This window comes from Paenibacillus sp. DMB5 (genome assembly GCF_001517085.1).
In the GTDB taxonomy this organism is placed as follows: Bacteria; Bacillota; Bacilli; order Paenibacillales; family Paenibacillaceae; genus Paenibacillus_AQ.
The window spans coordinates 1-16,373 of record NZ_LRAC01000027.1 but is presented as its reverse complement, the minus strand read 5'-3'; the positions used below and the strand labels follow the sequence as shown (position 1 = coordinate 16,373).

At 52.5% G+C, this 16,373-nt stretch carries 10 protein-coding genes, 2 pseudogenes and 1 riboswitch; of the genes and pseudogenes, 9 read left to right on the top strand and 3 right to left on the bottom strand.

The annotated features are described in order from the left end of the window. Window positions 1-295 precede the first annotated feature (295 nt). The 3 genes from AWJ19_RS05760 to AWJ19_RS34580 all read left to right on the top strand — a co-directional run bounded on the left by AWJ19_RS05760 (window position 296) and on the right by AWJ19_RS34580 (window position 6,538). Window positions 296-5,557 carry an S-layer homology domain-containing protein gene (locus AWJ19_RS05760; protein ID WP_068722101.1) on the top strand — a complete coding sequence of 1,754 codons (5,262 nt, stop codon included), beginning with the start codon at window positions 296-298 and terminating at the stop codon, window positions 5,555-5,557. A gap of 121 nt (window positions 5,558-5,678) precedes the next feature. After that, complete coding sequence (locus AWJ19_RS35105) at window positions 5,679-5,843, top strand: hypothetical protein (protein ID WP_157889948.1); 165 nt, start codon at window positions 5,679-5,681, stop codon at window positions 5,841-5,843. Between the two features lie 392 nt (window positions 5,844-6,235). Continuing rightward, window positions 6,236-6,538 (top strand): hypothetical protein, encoded by a 303-nt coding sequence (locus AWJ19_RS34580; protein ID WP_128083512.1) that lies wholly within the window; start codon window positions 6,236-6,238, stop codon window positions 6,536-6,538. A gap of 77 nt (window positions 6,539-6,615) precedes the next feature. Here AWJ19_RS34580 and hpt read toward each other — a convergent pair whose 3' ends face one another. The 3 genes and pseudogenes from hpt to AWJ19_RS05735 form a co-directional block, all read right to left on the bottom strand. Continuing rightward, entirely contained in the window at window positions 6,616-7,149 is a 534-nt protein-coding gene (gene hpt, locus AWJ19_RS05745; protein WP_068722098.1) for a hypoxanthine phosphoribosyltransferase, read from the bottom strand. A gap of 32 nt (window positions 7,150-7,181) precedes the next feature. After that, window positions 7,182-8,692 (bottom strand): annotated as a pseudogene (locus AWJ19_RS05740) (IMP dehydrogenase). A 103-nt stretch (window positions 8,693-8,795) separates the two neighbouring features. Continuing rightward, window positions 8,796-9,356 (bottom strand): phosphoribosyltransferase, encoded by a 561-nt coding sequence (locus AWJ19_RS05735; protein WP_068722097.1) that lies wholly within the window; start codon window positions 9,354-9,356, stop codon window positions 8,796-8,798. 125 nt (window positions 9,357-9,481) lie between these two features. Further along, window positions 9,482-9,584, bottom strand: a riboswitch (purine riboswitch). Between the two features lie 204 nt (window positions 9,585-9,788). Between AWJ19_RS05735 and AWJ19_RS05730 the strand changes: the two genes are divergently transcribed. The 6 genes and pseudogenes from AWJ19_RS05730 to cobA all read left to right on the top strand — a co-directional run. Then, window positions 9,789-10,628 (top strand): protein phosphatase 2C domain-containing protein, encoded by an 840-nt coding sequence (locus AWJ19_RS05730; RefSeq protein WP_068722096.1) that lies wholly within the window; start codon window positions 9,789-9,791, stop codon window positions 10,626-10,628. A 208-nt stretch (window positions 10,629-10,836) separates the two neighbouring features. Continuing rightward, window positions 10,837-12,231 carry a glutamyl-tRNA reductase gene (hemA, locus tag AWJ19_RS05725; RefSeq protein ID WP_068722095.1) on the top strand — a complete coding sequence of 465 codons (1,395 nt, stop codon included), beginning with the start codon at window positions 10,837-10,839 and terminating at the stop codon, window positions 12,229-12,231. 5 nt (window positions 12,232-12,236) lie between these two features. Then, window positions 12,237-13,064: a cytochrome c biogenesis protein CcsA gene (ccsA, locus tag AWJ19_RS05720; RefSeq protein WP_068722103.1), complete on the top strand. Its 828-nt coding sequence runs from the start codon at window positions 12,237-12,239 to the stop codon at window positions 13,062-13,064. Window positions 13,065-13,069: 5 nt separating this feature from the next. Next, entirely contained in the window at window positions 13,070-13,717 is a 648-nt protein-coding gene (locus tag AWJ19_RS05715) for an NAD(P)-dependent oxidoreductase (protein ID WP_068722094.1), read from the top strand. 241 nt (window positions 13,718-13,958) lie between these two features. Beyond that, a pseudogene (hemC, locus tag AWJ19_RS05710) lies at window positions 13,959-15,001 on the top strand (hydroxymethylbilane synthase). 5 nt (window positions 15,002-15,006) lie between these two features. Then, window positions 15,007-16,373 (top strand): uroporphyrinogen-III C-methyltransferase (gene cobA, locus AWJ19_RS05705; RefSeq protein ID WP_068722102.1); only part of this gene is annotated, 1,367 nt, incomplete at its 3' end.

Below are 16,373 nucleotides of genomic sequence, written 5' to 3'. Positions count from 1 at the left end.
CGTGTGAAACCAAGATCACATAAAGAAGGCTGTCGAGACTTTCTCGACAGCCTGACGGAGGCCTAAGGGCCTCCGTTTTCATTTGTACATTAATCGCCAAGCGATGGCTATCAATGAACTTTCATGACAGCAATAGACAATATTTTCAAAAGTAGTTATCATGGAACTTGTAGTTAAATTATGGGAAGGTATCACTTGGGGAGGGGTATTGAAAGTATACTAGAGCGTTAACAGAAGATTTATCAATCATTCACTGGGGAGTAGGAGATTAGGTATGTATTCAAAGAGATTACGCATGACTGTGTCACTGGTATTAGTATTTTTGTTGTCTTGCATGAATGTGCTTGGAGCCTCAGCAGCTTCTTTAAAAGCCGGGCTGGTTTCCAATGAACAGGCTCAGGATGGCACTCAATTCATTACGGTGAACAGTGTAGTAGATGTTACCTATTACGATCTTAAGGTGCTGCAGGATGTCCGGTTCATCCTTAGTAAGGATGGTACTGAAATCGCACGAGCTGTGAAGCCTAAGCAAGAGGCCAAGCTCACTGTGATGGACGCTGTATATACTTCACTGGAATATAACCGTATTCCGTTTGCAGGTCTGGAAGCCGGCGGGGAATATACCTTGCGGGCAGAATATGAAGGTGCCGGGGGAACGATTGTCACTCCGTCTGAGACGGTTAGGGTTCCATTATCGACTGGAATTGACATTACCATGGAACGGATGGCTAAGGATTCCGATACTTATGTAAATGCGGGCAGTGCAGAAGTCCGCAGCGACGATAAGAACATTAGAATTACTGTACTACATAATGGGGTTCCTGCAGCCGGGGAATCTATCGCCATTTGGAATTCTTATTCCTCTACTTACTATACGGCAGATGACAAGGGCCAAATTCTGCTGAAAAATAACACCGGTCTAGCTTTCCGCTCCGCAGTGTCCTTTGTCCTGCTAAGACAAGGCAGTGAGCAATATGAAGCTAAACCGTTCTATGTGACGGATCTGGAACAGCCGGGGACATATACCGCTGCTATCCGTTATCTTGATACAGACGGCAAGCTGCTGTCCAAGCACAGTGATAGCTCCATGGTGCCGAACGGCTACTTAGACCGCTTCAGTGTACCGGGAATCGATGTTCTTGTGCTGAGAACCGGCGAGGTTACAGGAAGTGCGTTAACCCGCTTCACATCCGGCAATGAGACCTATCTGTATCAGATCGGGCAGACCGCCTTATATTCATCCGTCAGCGGTGTACATAAGGAAATTATCGAAGATGGCAGCAGTTACAGCCGGCTCAGTTTCAATTACACTTGGGACAACAAGCCGGTAAAGCTGGAGTCCATTAGTCTGATTGACAATAACCAGTACAAGCAGATTAATACCGGATACAATGGAATAATCCTTACAACCCCTGTGCTCCATGTGAAAAAAGATAAAGAATATCAATTTACTGCAATAGGAACGGTGCAGGGTGTGGACGGCAAAGTTGTAATGCGTCAAAGAATTCAACCGGCTGCAGCGGCAGAAGAGGTTACATATGCTGCCAAACCGGCTGATTTCAGTGCACTCACACTTCAGGTTCCGGTTACCTATAACGGTGCTGGACAGGTGCAGCTGTCCTATCTTAACAGCAAGTACAATTACAGCCAGATCAGCACTGCAATTCCTGCAGGTAATGGTAAGCTGTATGTCCAAAAGAATGAAGAGATCCACCGCCTGACAGCAAGTCCGGCTACTGAAACCAGTCAGTACAGCTATAACGCGAACCAGATTCTGCTAAAAAACTTCTTCACTCCATCCGAAAGCGGATATTCTCTGAAGGCCGGCAGCAGCTATACGGCGCAGATTGATACGATTATTACTAATCCTAACTACAATGGGGAGCCCGAAGCACGCAATGAGCTTGTACTGGGTGAGAATGTAATTAACCGTGTAGTAATGAAGGATGAATACGGTAATCTCCTTGATCTGGGTAGTCACAGGCTGGTCGTTGTGGACAGCAAGGGAGCTACCATTGCGGATGATTCGCTCAGCTGGACAGCCATGGAGCAGGACGGCCATCTTCAGCGGATCAACCAGCGTGACTGGAAGCCGACAGCAGTGGGTGACTATAAAATTCAGCTGTATTCTTCTTCAGGCTACATCAATGGACAACTTGTAAAAGGGCCTCTGCTTGCCGAAACACAGCTCAAGGTTCTGCCCAAGAATGAGCTGGATGTTGAAATCAGAGACAAGGACGGCAAACTGGTTGATCTGGTGGACAAGCCGTACATGACTGTTGACCAGGCTCAACAGGTTAGCTTTACGGTGCGGCAGCATGTGACCGGCGGACAGGGAGCGCTGCAATCTGGCGTTAAGGTATACCGCTATGGCCAGCTTCTGGGAGAGACAGATGCACAGGGACAGTTCATTTTCCCTGCAGATCAAGGGATTTATCTCGGTGAGCTTCTGTTCAAAAAGCCATCATTCATGTTCAAGAAGGTGAGTGTGGCGGTTATTAATCCCGAGAACCAGGCAGTAGTCAGGGTCCGGGGGCTGGACAAGGCTGAAGGCAGCAGCTATGCCGGCGGTGTGCCGCTGGATTACGCAAGTATTCAGGCTGTGGTCAAGAACCCGAGCGGTTCCTATACCAACCAATCCACTTTTATTGATACTTCCGGAAGTCAAGCCCTTTTGATTGTGGATTCTCCCTCTGTGGTAGGCGTTGACTTTATACGCTACAACCGGAGCTACGAAGGGATTGAATCTAAATTTGGATACTATATGTACGGTTCGGTACGTACGGAGCCGGGCAAAGAATATTCGCTTGTGCTGGATGCCAGACAAGAACAGCAGGAAGTCAGCAAAGTAATTCTGGACAGACCTGCTGAAGATCTTTCGGTTATAAGAAAAGACCTGGCTGGTGTTGAAAATGTACCTTATGTGGTTGACAGCAATGCAGTGAATGAGAATTACTTCTATGCTACACAGGGAACGTACAGTATGCTTGCCCAAACAAAGCGCGGTACTTTTATCTACCGTGATAATGTGGCTATCGGTGCAGGAGACAACACGCTGGCGCTCGATGAATCTGCGGCAGACTTGGCGACTGTGGTCGCACCGGAAGCGGCTACGATTTACAGAGTCGAATATACGACACCTAATCAATCGAAGCTGGGCAGCTATGTGTATAATACGGATCAGATTCAATTGACACCTGGTGATGTGACCATCCAAATGGATCAGTCTATCGGAGCTAAAGAATATCAGTTTAATATTCATTTTGCACCGGGTTCACTGAAAGCCGGAACGCTCACTGAGCTTACAACACAGGCGCTGCAAGGGCTTGATATTGTAGGGCTTCAGGAAGGCAAGGTGAAGATAGCTGCAGGAACAAGTTATTTCAAGATTGGACTGGTTGATACTGCAGGTAATCAGATCGGACAGATCAAGAAGCCGCAGATTCTGGTTACCAACGGAGGCTGGACCAATTGGTACAGATCCGTTACTCCTGAAGCAGCTTCCTACGAAATACAGGATGAGTCCGGTAAAACCCTGATTTCAGATGTATCCGGAGGTTATCCTTTATACGTATCCGCATATACTTTTGACGCTTATGATGGTTATCGTGCGCTGCCTTCCGGTACGTATGTAATCAAAGCCTCGGTGACAATTGACGGGCAGCAGTATACCCTGAATAAAAAGGTTATGCTCGAAACAACAACAGGTACTGTTATAGATCCTGGACAGGAAAATCCGGGCACCGATAACGGAAACGGCAACAATGGCAACAACAACGGAGACAACGGCAACAATAGTGGCAACAACGGTAATAACAGCGGCCCCGGCCCTGGTGCTGGTCCGGTTGCACCGCTCCCGACTCCGGCTCCAACAGCGGGTAATTCCGAGAACGTACAGAAGCAGAACGACAAGCTGCAGGACTTGCTGACCAGTACTACAGGAACAGCAGCAGATAAAGCGGCGGCGGCACAAACGGCTATCAGCAGCATTGCCGATTCGTTCAAGGCTGCGGCAACCGCAGCAGAAGCTGAGCAGAGCAGCAAGAGTCTCTCGCAGGCGATGAATACAGCATCAGACCTGCTGGCAACCATTCAGGATCCTGCGGCCAAGCAAAAGATTGTTGACTCGATTGCAGGGCTTGTTGGAAGTGCACCTTATCTGCTCAGCAAAATGGACAGCTCTGACAAGGCAGTTACGCTGGCGAACACACTAATCGACAATGCAGCGGCCGTGTTGAACAATGCGCAGGGAGTGTCGGCAGAAGAGCTGCAGAAGCTGAAAGCTAATGTTATCACCTCAAGCCAGTCAGCGCTGAACAAAGCAGGAGAGGTTACGATTGCCAAAGCCAACGTAACAGTTGAAGGCAATACAGTTTCTTCACAGCTTAATGAGTCGCTGATCAGTGCACAGATCCAATCTGCGAAGCTGGCCCTGACGGATCTCTCCAAGAATCTGACCAGCAAGCTGGGAGCAGGAAGTGCCGCGGATCTGAAGGCAGGTATTACCGTTAAGGTGCCGGCAGTAGAAGAAGGGATTCACAAGCTGAATACTTCCCTTCCGTCGGATATCCTTACACTGGTTAAAGACAATGGTATTTCCGGCCTGAAAATAGAGATGGACCAGACAGCCTTCACTATTGAAGCAGATACCTTCGGTCCGCTTGCGGCAGGACAGACTATTAAGCTGGCGGCAGAGGTTGTTGAAAATGCTGTCGTTACCAAACCAAGCAAGGCTGAGCCGCTGGCAAGTATTCCGGTAATGGAATTCAGTGCATTTGTAGGGGCTGAGCAGGTGAAGAGCTTCAACAAACCAATCGATGTGACATTTGATGTGTCGGCAATTGATACATCCAAATACTCTGAAGCGAACCTGGAGAATCTGACAGTGTATTTACTTAATGAGGAGAGTCTTACATGGGAGGCTGTCGGAGGAAAATATGACCCGGTTACCCGGACAGTGACAGCACCGAGAGGACACTTCAGTAAGTATACGGTAATGCTGGCTAAGGCTGCATTTACAGATGTTTCGGCAAGCCATTGGGCAGTGCAGGAAATTAACTATCTGCTGAATAAGGGAATCCTGGATCAGACTGCAGAGTTCCGTCCGGCAAGTGCAATTACACGCCAGGAATTTGCAGCCATGATCGCCCGGGCTTACGGTTTGAGCGGCGATGGTCTGACATTATCGTTCAAGGATGTTACAGCAGCAAATCCTTACTACAAAGAAATTGCTGCAGCCTATGCAGCAGGCATTATTACGGGCAAATCGACTAATGCATTTGACCCGGATGCAACCATTACTCGTGAGGAGATTGCAACGATGCTTGCCCGGGCGCTTACTGGATTCAACGGCCAGCAAGCCGTTTCCCAGCCTGCATCTGTAAATGCCGTCTTTACAGATGCAGCCAAGATATCCAAATGGGCAGCGTCAAGCGTAGCCCTGACCAAGAGTATCCGGTTATTTGAAGGATTCGAGGATCAGAGCTTCCGTCCGGCCCAGACCGCGAGCAAAGCGGAGGCCGCTGCGTTAATCTACCGTTTATACCAATTGAAATAAACGCAGCAAACAAGCAGGGCAGCCTTCATCTATCCAGATGATTGCTGCCCTGTTTTTCATATGTTTTTTTGATAACAATGCGCTATTATAATAGAAATAACTTCTCCCGGGAGTGAGCCCTATGGAAAAAGCCACAAAAATGCTCCTGATGAACCTTACCTTCAGTTCTCTGATCTTAAGCATCCTGTATGCCGGTATTCTAACTAATATAGAAAGCGGGCTGGTGTCCCATGCACCGTATAGCAGCGGTCCGGGGGATACGGTTGTGTTTATGCTGTTTTTTTGATCCTGTACATGTGTCATTTAGTGCTTAGTGTGCTGCATTATCTTGTGTTCAGGAACAAGGAATGGAAGCTTTCCGCAAAAATGATAGCTTTTAATGGTAGTATTGCAGCTTTGAGTCTCGTCTTGTATTTGTCTTTGGATGAACCGGCGGTATTGTTCTTGCTCATAACTCCGGTGGTCTTTTCGATCAGGGCTGTCTTCTAAATCTCCTTAAAGCACCGGCTCCAGCTCCCAATTCTCCGAACCGCCGCTCCATTCCACATCCATTTGTACGTTAGAATCCTGCTCGGGGATTGTACCGGTTCCGCCGCTGCTTCCATGTTGAAGATGACGGTTTGCACACTGTGGAATTAGCTGATTAGGGCCTGTAATACGTGGGCGAGGGGAGAATAAATGAACAAGTCATTTAAAAGAATATGGATTATATCCATCTATACAAATATCGCTTCTATTGTCTTCTTCTTACTGCTGGTTAACCGCTTCTTTATAGACGGAATAGTTATGGATTTGGTGAGTACCGTGGTTTTGATGTTTTTCGGAGGCCCTTCAGCACTGTTGATCATAGCTTCAACCACAATATTCACCGCAGGCTGGAAACCGCGCAGTAAAACGGGATATGTAGCGGCGTCAGTCATTATTACTGCTCTCCTGGGGCTTGCCGGATATCTCTTTTCATACGTAAGGTACCTCTGGTAAAAGAAAAAGCCCGCCCGGCACCCGTTATCATTTAACGGACACCCTCAGGCGGGCTTTCTTCTAAACCAATTTACAGCCTAATGCCCGCCATCCGTCTCCACAATCCATACCTCCGGCAGGTTGCGGTACTGCTCGGCGTAGTCGAGGCCGTAGCCGACGACGAATTCGTCGGGGATGTCGATGCCGCTGTAGTCGATGGGGATATCGGCCAGGCGGCGGGAGGGCTTGCTGAGGATGGTGCAGATCCGGACGCTGGCGGCTTCGCGGAGGGCGAAGAGCTGCTTCAGGTGCTGCAGGGTGAGGCCGGTGTCGATCAGGTCCTCGACGAGCAGCACATGCTTGCCACGGATGTCGGTGTCGATGTCCTGCTTGATGGTAATGACACCTGAGGTGGTAGCGCTGCTGCCATAGCTGGATACGGACATATAGTCAACGGCGACAGGAAAGGTGATCTCCCGCATCAGATCCGACATGAATACGGCGGCTCCCTTCAGGATGCCGATGAGCACAAGCTCCTTGCCTTCATAGTCGCGTGAGATGGCGGCGCCCAGCTCCCGCACCTTGCTCTCAAGTTCTGCCTTGCTTACCAGTACCTTGCGTAATTCGTTCATAACCACTGCTCCTTGTGAGTCGATATTATCTGTCAGGATGTACGATCCTTCTCCTTTAGCATAACATCATGTGCCCCACCTTCGTAAATAGTTGTGGCGGAGACAAGGGTGATTTTGGCATGCTGCTGCAGCTCAGGGATGGTCAGTGCGCCGCAGTTGCACATGGTTGATTTGATTTTGCTGATGCTGAGATCCAGGTTATCCTTGAGCGGCCGGCATAGGGGATGAAGGAATCGACGCCTTCTTCGAACTCCAGCTTGCTCTCCTTGTCGGCATTGCCGAAGTCGTAGCGCTGCCAGTTGCGGGCCCGGCTGGAGCCTTCGCCCCAGTATTCCTTGACGAAGTTCCCGCCGACGAGCAGCTTGCGGCCCGGGCTCTCGTCAAAACGGGCAAAGTAGCGGCCGAGCATAACGAAATCTGCGCCCATCGCCAGGGCGAGCACGATATGGTAGTCATGAACGATACCGCCGTCGGAGCAGATCGGCACGTAGATTCCGGTCTGCTCGTAATACTCCTGGCGGGCTGCAGCGACTTCGATGACAGCGGAGGCCTGGCCGCGGCCGATGCCCTTTTGCTCCCGGGTGATACAGATGGAGCCGCCGCCGATTCCGACTTTGATAAAATCCGCCCCCGCCTCCACCAGATACAGAAAACCTTCCTTATCTACAACATTGCCGGCCCCAACCTTTACAGCCTCTCCGAACGTTTCCTTAATATACTGGATTGTCTCGGCCTGCCATTCGGAGTAGCCGTCCGAGGAATCGATGCAGAGCACGTCTGCCCCTGCTTCCACCAATGCTGGAACCCGCTCCTTGTAGTCACGAGAGTTAATGCCGGCCCCGACGATTAGCTGCTTGTTGCTGTCATGCAGCTCCAGCGGATATTCCTGATGGCTGTCATAATCCTTGCGGAAGACCAGGTACATCAGATTGCCTTCGCTGTTCACAATCGGCAGGCAGTTCAGCTTGTGGTCCCAGATCATATCGTTGGCCTCGGTCAGTGTAATGCCTTCCTGTGCGTAGATCAGAGAGGAGAGCGGAGTCATGAACTCTGTAATCGGGCATTCCCGCGGCAACCGGTTTTCGCGGTAGTCACGGCTGGTGACGATGCCCATCAGCTTGCCGGTCGGCTCCCCGTTATCGGTAATGGCGATGGTGGAGTGGCCGCTGCGGGCTTTGAGAGACAGCACATCCTGCAGGGTGTCCTCCGGACGGAGGTTGGCGTCGCTTACGACGAAGCCGGCTTTGAATTTTTTGACCCGGCGGACCATCTCCACCTGCTGCTCGACGGACTGGGAGCCGTAGATGAAGGAGATGCCGCCGCTTTTGGCCAGAGCAATCGCCATATTGTGATCGGAGACCGCCTGCATAACGGCAGAGGTAACCGGAAGGTTCATGGTCAAGGCCGGAGTCTCGCCGCGCTTGAACTTGGTTACGGGTGTACGCAGATCCACGTTTCCCGGGATACATGCTTTGGTCGTCAGATTCGGTACAAGCAGAAATTCGCTGAACGTTCTGGACGGCTGCTCATAATAGTAAGCCATTGTTTTCACTCCTTGAATGTATGGTGAGCGCGGCTTCCTCAACTTTTGCCGTATGCAGCCCGCTTTTGGATAAATACGCAGTATTCTTTCATAAAACCGTCCGTTATACCGCCGACAGCACCCGTACCGGAATTCCGTAATCTGCTTCCAGCTGTCTGTAATGCTCGCCTTTGGCCAGAATACCCTGCACCCCGACAAGCTCGATGCCCATGATCTTCATTTGGTCAGCGATGCAGCGGATCGTTGCGCCCGAGCTGATGACATCATCGAGAATAAGCACCCGGTCCCCGGCCGTGAAGCCGTCAAAATAAATGTAATTCTCGTTATACGCTGTCTCCCGCTTGATACATACCTCATAATTATCGTACAGCTCGGTGCTGAGCCGCAGGATGTTCATCGGTTTGTTCAGCTTATAGGCCGAGAGCATCCCCCAGGTGTGGCCGCCCGGCTCGGGCGACACGATATAATCAAAGGCCGGGAACTGCTCCGTAATGCTGCTGGCCAGATTAGCGGTAATTTCACTGATCAGCTCCGGATGGATATAGGTGCCCCGCTCACCAAAAGGGTACAGCTTGAAATCATAGGCGGTATCCTTGTTTTTGTAGATCCTCACGTTCTTGGCGCTGCTGATGGATTCACTGAGCCGTGCATACGATGCGCTCATGGTCTTCACTCCCTTTGTCTGAATATGCAAAAATACCCCGGAATACAAGAGACGCCTGCAGAGCAAATGTCGCTAAAAGCGGGCGGTCACAGTAAGGTCTGCGGCAGCACGGATTCAAGCTTCTTCGTTCATGCGGAGTCTCTTGTAGCCTGGGGCAATTTACGGTTGCCTGTAGAAACGCTCAAACCGGATTAATGAGCTTATACAAGAGTTATGATGTTGTTATGTTTGTGTTAGTTATTATGACTTTGGTTATTTTTATATATGCTATCACTGAGGATTATATGTGTCAATCCTTGTTTTTGTGTCATTATATATGACATTTAGATCGGCGAATTTGAAGAAATAAGCCAATAAAGGAAAAACGTCTACACTATACGAAGATATAAAGGGAGCGGGTACTTACTGTGAACGGGAAGGAAGGGAAGAGATATGGTGGGCATCAGCCATGGTACATTGGAAAAATACACGCTGCAAGGAGACGGGCAATGGAATGAGGATGCGCTGATTGTCAATGAAGCTGCGGATATTTACGGAGTCGTGGACGGGGCCACCTCGTTGTCATCTTACCGCAACAAGGAAGGGATGACTGGAGGGTATCTGGCTGCGCAGCTGGCGGCCGCCTTTATCGGGGAGGCGGATGGGCAGGCGCTGGAAAAGATAGCGGTTCAGGCCAACGCGCGTTTACGCGAGGTAATGGAAGCTGAAGGTGTGAATGTACTGGATGCTTCTGCGCTATGGTCAGCTGCCTATGTCATTGTCAAAGTAAATCCGTATTCTATCGACTATATACAGTCAGGAGATTGCATGCTGCTATGTAAATACAGGGATGGGGCGGTAAGGTTGCTAACGCACACCCAGGTGGCCCATGTTGACCGGCTGACGCTGAACCGGATGGAGGAGCTGCGGGCGTCGGGAGTTGAAGATCCGGCCGAGCTTCGCAGGCTGCTGCTTCCACTGCTGCAGGACAACCGCAGAAAGGCAAATACGCTGGAGGGCTATGGAGTGATGAACGGCAGTCCGGAGTTCCCGCTTTTTCTGGAGAAGGGTACATTTAACCGGGCTAATGTAGAGAGTCTGTACCTGATCACGGATGGTCTGTATTCGGGTACGGAGAGCTGGGTAAGTCTACTGGACAGTATGGATGCAAAAGGGCTGAAGGGCTATACGGATGAGCTGTACGCAAGGGAGCAGGAGGATGCCATGCTGCTGGCTGTTCCCCGGCTCAAGGGTTCGGATGACAAAACAGGGCTGGTGTTACGCTTCGGCTGACTCATAAATAAAATAAAAATAACCCATCATAAACCATAGTACTTTTATCGTTTTTTATTTATAATTATTATTATCTGGATGTCATAAAGAATTCAAAGGTTTTGTAAAAAGCCGTATATTGATGTGATATACTTAACACACGTGATTTGAGAAAATGTGAAAGACAGTGCCTGCACCACTGAATAGAGACTAGGATGGTGAACAAGCGATGCACATTGTCGTCGTTGGCCTGAATTACCGTACGGCTCCCGTTGAGGTGAGAGAACAGTTCGCTTTTGCAGAGAAGGACCTGCCCGAAGCGCTTCATCAGCTGATGAAGACCAAGAGCGTGCTGGAAGGTGTCGTTGTTGCCACCTGTAACCGGACGGAAATTTATGTGGTCGTAGACCGCCTTCATATGTGCGGATATTTCATCCGCAGCTTTATGGAGCAGTGGTTCAATGTGAAAAGTGAGCAATTTACGCAGCATATGTATATATACGAGGATGAGCAGGCAATTGCCCATCTGTTCCGCGTAACCTGCGGTCTGGATTCCATGGTGATTGGTGAGACGCAGATTCTGGGGCAGGTGCGCAATTCTTTTTTGACTGCCCAGAGCGAGGGAGTGACCGGCACCTGGTTCAACCAGCTGTTCAAGCAGGCGGTGACGCTCGGCAAACGTGCGCATAATGAGACCTCGATCGGGGAGAGCGCCGTTTCGGTGAGCTATGCGGCTGTGGAGCTGGGTAAGCGGATCTTCGGCATGTTCACCGGTAAAAGAGTGCTGATTCTCGGCGCCGGCAAAATGAGCGAGCTGACCGTCAAGCACCTGTACAGCAGCGGCGCGGCCGAAGTTATTGTCGCGAACCGTACGCTTTCGCGGGCGGTCGAGCTGGCGGAGAAGTTCTCCGGCAGACCGAGCACGATTGATGATGCGCTGCAGCATCTGGATGAGGTCGATATTGTGATCAGCTCCACAGGGGCTGAAGGCTATGTGCTGACTGCGGACCAGGTATCCGCCGGCATGAAGCGCCGCCCGTCGCGGCCGCTATTCATGATCGACATTGCCGTGCCGCGTGATATTGATCCGGAAGCTGCGAATGTGCAGGGTGTATTCCTGTATGATATTGATGATCTGGAAGGCATCGTGGAGAGCAATCTGGAGATGCGCCGCAGCGAAGCGGCGAAGATCGAAGTGATGATTGCCGAAGAGATGGAGGAGTTCCAGGTCTGGCTGAAGACGCTTGGCGTCAGACCGGTCATCCGCGCGCTGCAGGACAAATCAAATGCCATCTATGAAGATACGATGGACAGCCTGTTCAACAAGCTGCCTGAGCTGGATGAGCATCAGCGTAAGGTGATCCGCCGCCTGACTAAGAGCATCGTGAACCAGATGATGCACGATCCGATCAATGTGATTAAGGAAATGTCCGGCGGCGACCAGGGAACCGAAGCACTTGCGTATTTTACGCAGATCTTTGCCCTGCAGGAGCAGCTTGAAGCCGGCGGCGGAAGCGGAAGCAGACCGGCTCCAGTGCAGAAGAAAGAGGATGAACGTGTATCCGCTGCTGAATTCATTGTGCCTAAGACCGTTTTTGCTCCGGCAGGCCTGCTGGGCGGGTGAGCAGCATGCAACTGCTGAACGGAATATATGATGCCGCTCTGCTGCTATATGCCCTGAGCCTGCTGTTTATTTTCTCGGATTGCCTAAGGCGTAATCCGGGCGGAAAGCGGCTGGGCACAGGGCTTCTTGCTGTTGTGGGCCTGCTGCAGATGGCGGGACTTGCGGTCCGTTTCTCCCAGGAGGGCGGGCTGCCGATTTTTACCCCATATGATTTCCTGTTCTGGTTCTCCTTCATTATCGTAATTACGTCGCTGGCCATTGCCTATACACGCGGCGGGGAATTTACCATTCTGCTGCTCAGCGGTGCCGGCTTCAGTGTGTTTCTGCTTAACCGGGTATGGCTGACGGCGGCTGATCATGGATTGGAGAGCTGGAGGGCGGTGCACGGCTGGCTGGCGATGCATATTATTTTGGCCAACCTGAGCTTTGGCGCACTGACACTGGGGACGGTTTTTGCGATAATGTATCTGTTCCTGCATATGAAGCTGAAAAATAAAAAATGGGATGACCGTATCCGGCGGCTGCCGAGCCTGGAGACGATGGACAAATATTCATATACGGCGATTCTGGCCGGTGTTCCGCTGCTGGTTGTGTCCCTGCTCCTGGCGGGGATGTCGATCATTGCCGAGGGACGGACGCCGCTGTTTCAGGATTCCAAGGTACTGACCACAATGGTCGGGCTGGGGGTATATATAACGTATATTCTGCTGAAAAGATCCGGCCGCAAAAGCGGTATGGTGATGGCCCGCTGGGCGATTTCGGGGTATGCTTTTATTATTCTGAATTTCCTGCTGAACTCGCTTTCTGACTTTCACGGCTGGAGCGGGAGGTGAACGGGATGGCGGGGTATTTGCCGGTTATGCTGGATGTCAGCGGGCAAAAGATTGTGGTGATCGGCGGAGGGGCTGTTGCGGAGCGCAAGGTACAGTCTCTGCTTGAAGCGGGGGCAGCGGTTACGGTGATCAGCCCAGCACTCACTGCTGTACTCTCCGGGCTGGCTGAAGAAGGCGGAATACAATGGGTTGTCCGCGGCTATGAGCCCGGAGATATCCGGGGTGCATTTCTGGTGTACGCTTCGAGCAGTGACCCGGCGGTGAACGACGCGGTAGCTGCCGAAGCCAAGGCGCTTAACCTTCCGGTAAATGTAGCCAGTCATGCGGAAGCGGGAAATTTCATTACACCGGGGGTTCTGCGCCGGGGAAGGCTGACCGTGGCCGTCTCCACATCAGGTGCGGGACCCTCTGCTGCGGCTGAGATTACTGCGCAGCTGGCGGATGTTTTGGGTGAGGAGTATGGGCCTTATCTGGATTTTCTGCACATGATGAGGTCAGAGATTAAACAGCAGGAAGCCTCTGCGGAAGTCCACAGACGGCTGCTGCGCCGGCTCGGGCAGCTGGATGTGTTGAATCAGCTGCGGCAGGGCACCTTTATAGAATGGACGCCGGAGAGAGTCCGGGCGTGGATTGCGGCGAACGGGGAGGAATAGCGGTGGAAGGAAGGCCGAACCCCTGAATGATGGAAGTGATTGCACTTTGTACAACAGAATTTTTGCCGAACGGGCGGGAAAACATTCTATTGCATTTTGAACAATATACAATAGAATTTTTCTTGCCTTCATTCGGTCTATATAGAAATTTAAATGTATATAATGGCATGCCGCAGACTGTATAAGAGTTGGTGGGAATAGCGGCGGGAGAAGAAGCGATGTTACCGGGAGGAAGATGAGAATGCGCAAAATTATTGTAGGCAGCAGACAAAGCGCGCTGGCGCTGACCCAGACGGGTCATGTCATTGACGATCTGACGCGGCTGAGTGAGAAGCATGGCTTCGGGTTCACCTTTGAGGTGCACAAAATCATTACCAAGGGTGACCGGATTCTCGATGTCACCTTATCCAAGGTCGGCGGCAAAGGGCTGTTTGTAAAAGAAATCGAACAGGCCATGCTCGATAAAGTCATTGATATGGCTGTACATAGTATGAAGGATATGCCTTCCGAGCTTCCGGAGGGGCTGATTAACGGGGCTGTGCCGAAGCGGTCGACCCGCGTGACTGTCTGATTGCTACGGATGCGGCAAGCCTTGAGGAGCTTCCGGAGGGCGCACGCGTAGGCACAAGCAGCCTTCGCCGTTCCAGCCAGCTGGCCGCGCTGCGTCCTGACCTGGTGATTGAGCCTGTACGAGGCAACATTGATTCCCGGCTGAAGAAGTTGGAGAACGGCGAATACGACGCCATTCTGCTGGCTGCAGCCGGCCTGACCCGGATGGGCTGGCAGGACCGGGTGACCTCTTATCTGGAGCCGGAGGTATGTCTGCCGGCAGTCGGCCAGGGTGCGCTTGGCATAGAATGCCGCGAGGACGACAGTGAGCTGCGCAGGCTTTTGGCGCTGTACAATGATGAGCAGACAGCTCTTACGGTAGCTGCAGAACGGACGTTTCTTGGTGCGCTGAACGGCGGCTGCCAGGTACCGATTGGCGCGTTTGCGGTGCTGGGAGCAGATGAAGCAGAGAGCGGGGCTGGGCGTGAAGGGACGGCTTCGGAACAATCTGAGAATGATGAAAAAGCTGCAGAGGAAGCCTCGGGTGTACAGGGAGCGTCAAGTAATCCGGCTGGACGGGTAATTACTTTGACAGGGATGGTCGGAACACCGGACGGTTCGGTGATTCTCAAAGAGACGCTTACGGGGACTGACCCGGTACAGCTTGGTGAAGAAGTGGCCCGCAAGCTGATTGCCCGGGGTGCGGAGAAGATTCTGGCGGATACAAGGGGATGATGGAGATGGCGGAGAAGACGGGGAAAGTATATCTGGTTGGTGCCGGTCCGGGAGATGCGAAGCTGATTACAGTAAAAGGGCTGGAGTGTATCCGCAAAGCGGATGTGCTGGTCTATGACCGGCTTGCCAGTCCGAGGCTGCTCAAGCAGATGAAGTCCGGCGGGGAGAAGATCTATGTCGGCAAGCTGCCCGACCGCCACACCATGAAGCAGGAGGAGATCAACCAGCTACTGGTTGATCTTGCGCTGGAAGGCAAGACGGTGGTGCGGCTCAAGGGCGGTGACCCGACGATTTTTGGCCGGGTGGGCGAAGAAGCGGAGCTGCTGCGCCAGAACGGCATCTATTACGAGATTGTGCCGGGCATTACCTCTGCCATAAGCGTGCCGGCGTATGCCGGCATCCCGGTCACACACCGGGACTATGCGTCCTCCCTGTCGATTATTACCGGGCATGAGAGCCCTGACAAGCTGGATCATTCCATCCATTGGGACAAGGTAACAAATGCTACGGGAACGCTGGTCTTCCTGATGGGCGTAGCCAAAATCGGCTACATCAGCGGCCAGCTGATCAAGCACGGCCGTCCGCCGGAGACGCCGGTGGCGCTGGTGCGCTGGGGCACACGTGCGGAGCAGGAGACTCTGACGGGTACGCTCGCCGACATCGAGGCGAAGGTGACTGCGGCGGACTTCAAGCCGCCGGCGGTCATTGTGGTCGGCGAAGTGGTGCGGCAGCGCCCGCAGCTGATGTGGGCCGAGGCGCTGCCGCTGTTCGGCAAGCGCATCGTGGTCACCCGCGCCCGCAGCCAGGCAAGTGAGCTGGTGAACCGTATTGAGGAGCTCGGCGGTGAGCCGTACGAGTTCCCGGTGATTGAGACGGTCATGCCGGAGGATGCCGGGAAGAAAGCCGCCATAGCTTCCGCGCTGGGAGCGCTGGACGCCTATGATTGGGTTTTCTTCACGAGCCCTAACGGCGTGGAGTTCTTTTGGCGCCACCTGGCGGAGCTCAAGGTGGACATCCGCGGTTTGCACCGCGCGCGCATCGGCGCGGTGGGGCCGGCCACGGCTGCCGCGCTGGCGGAGCGGGGGCTGGTGGCCGAGGAGCTGCCCGCCCGCTTCCAGGCGGAAGGGCTGCTGGAGGCGTTTGGACCGCGGCTTGAGGCGGGCCAGAAGGTGCTGCTGCCGCGCGGGGACCTCGCGCGGGAGTGGCTTCCCGCCAAGCTGCGCGAGCTTGGGCTGGAAGTGACCGAGATCGACACCTACGAGACGGTGGTGACGGGAGAAGACGATATCGAGCTGCTGCGCCTGCTCGAGGAGAAACGCATCCATGCGGTTACCTTCACCAGCTCTTCGACCGTGCGCAATTTCATCGAGAT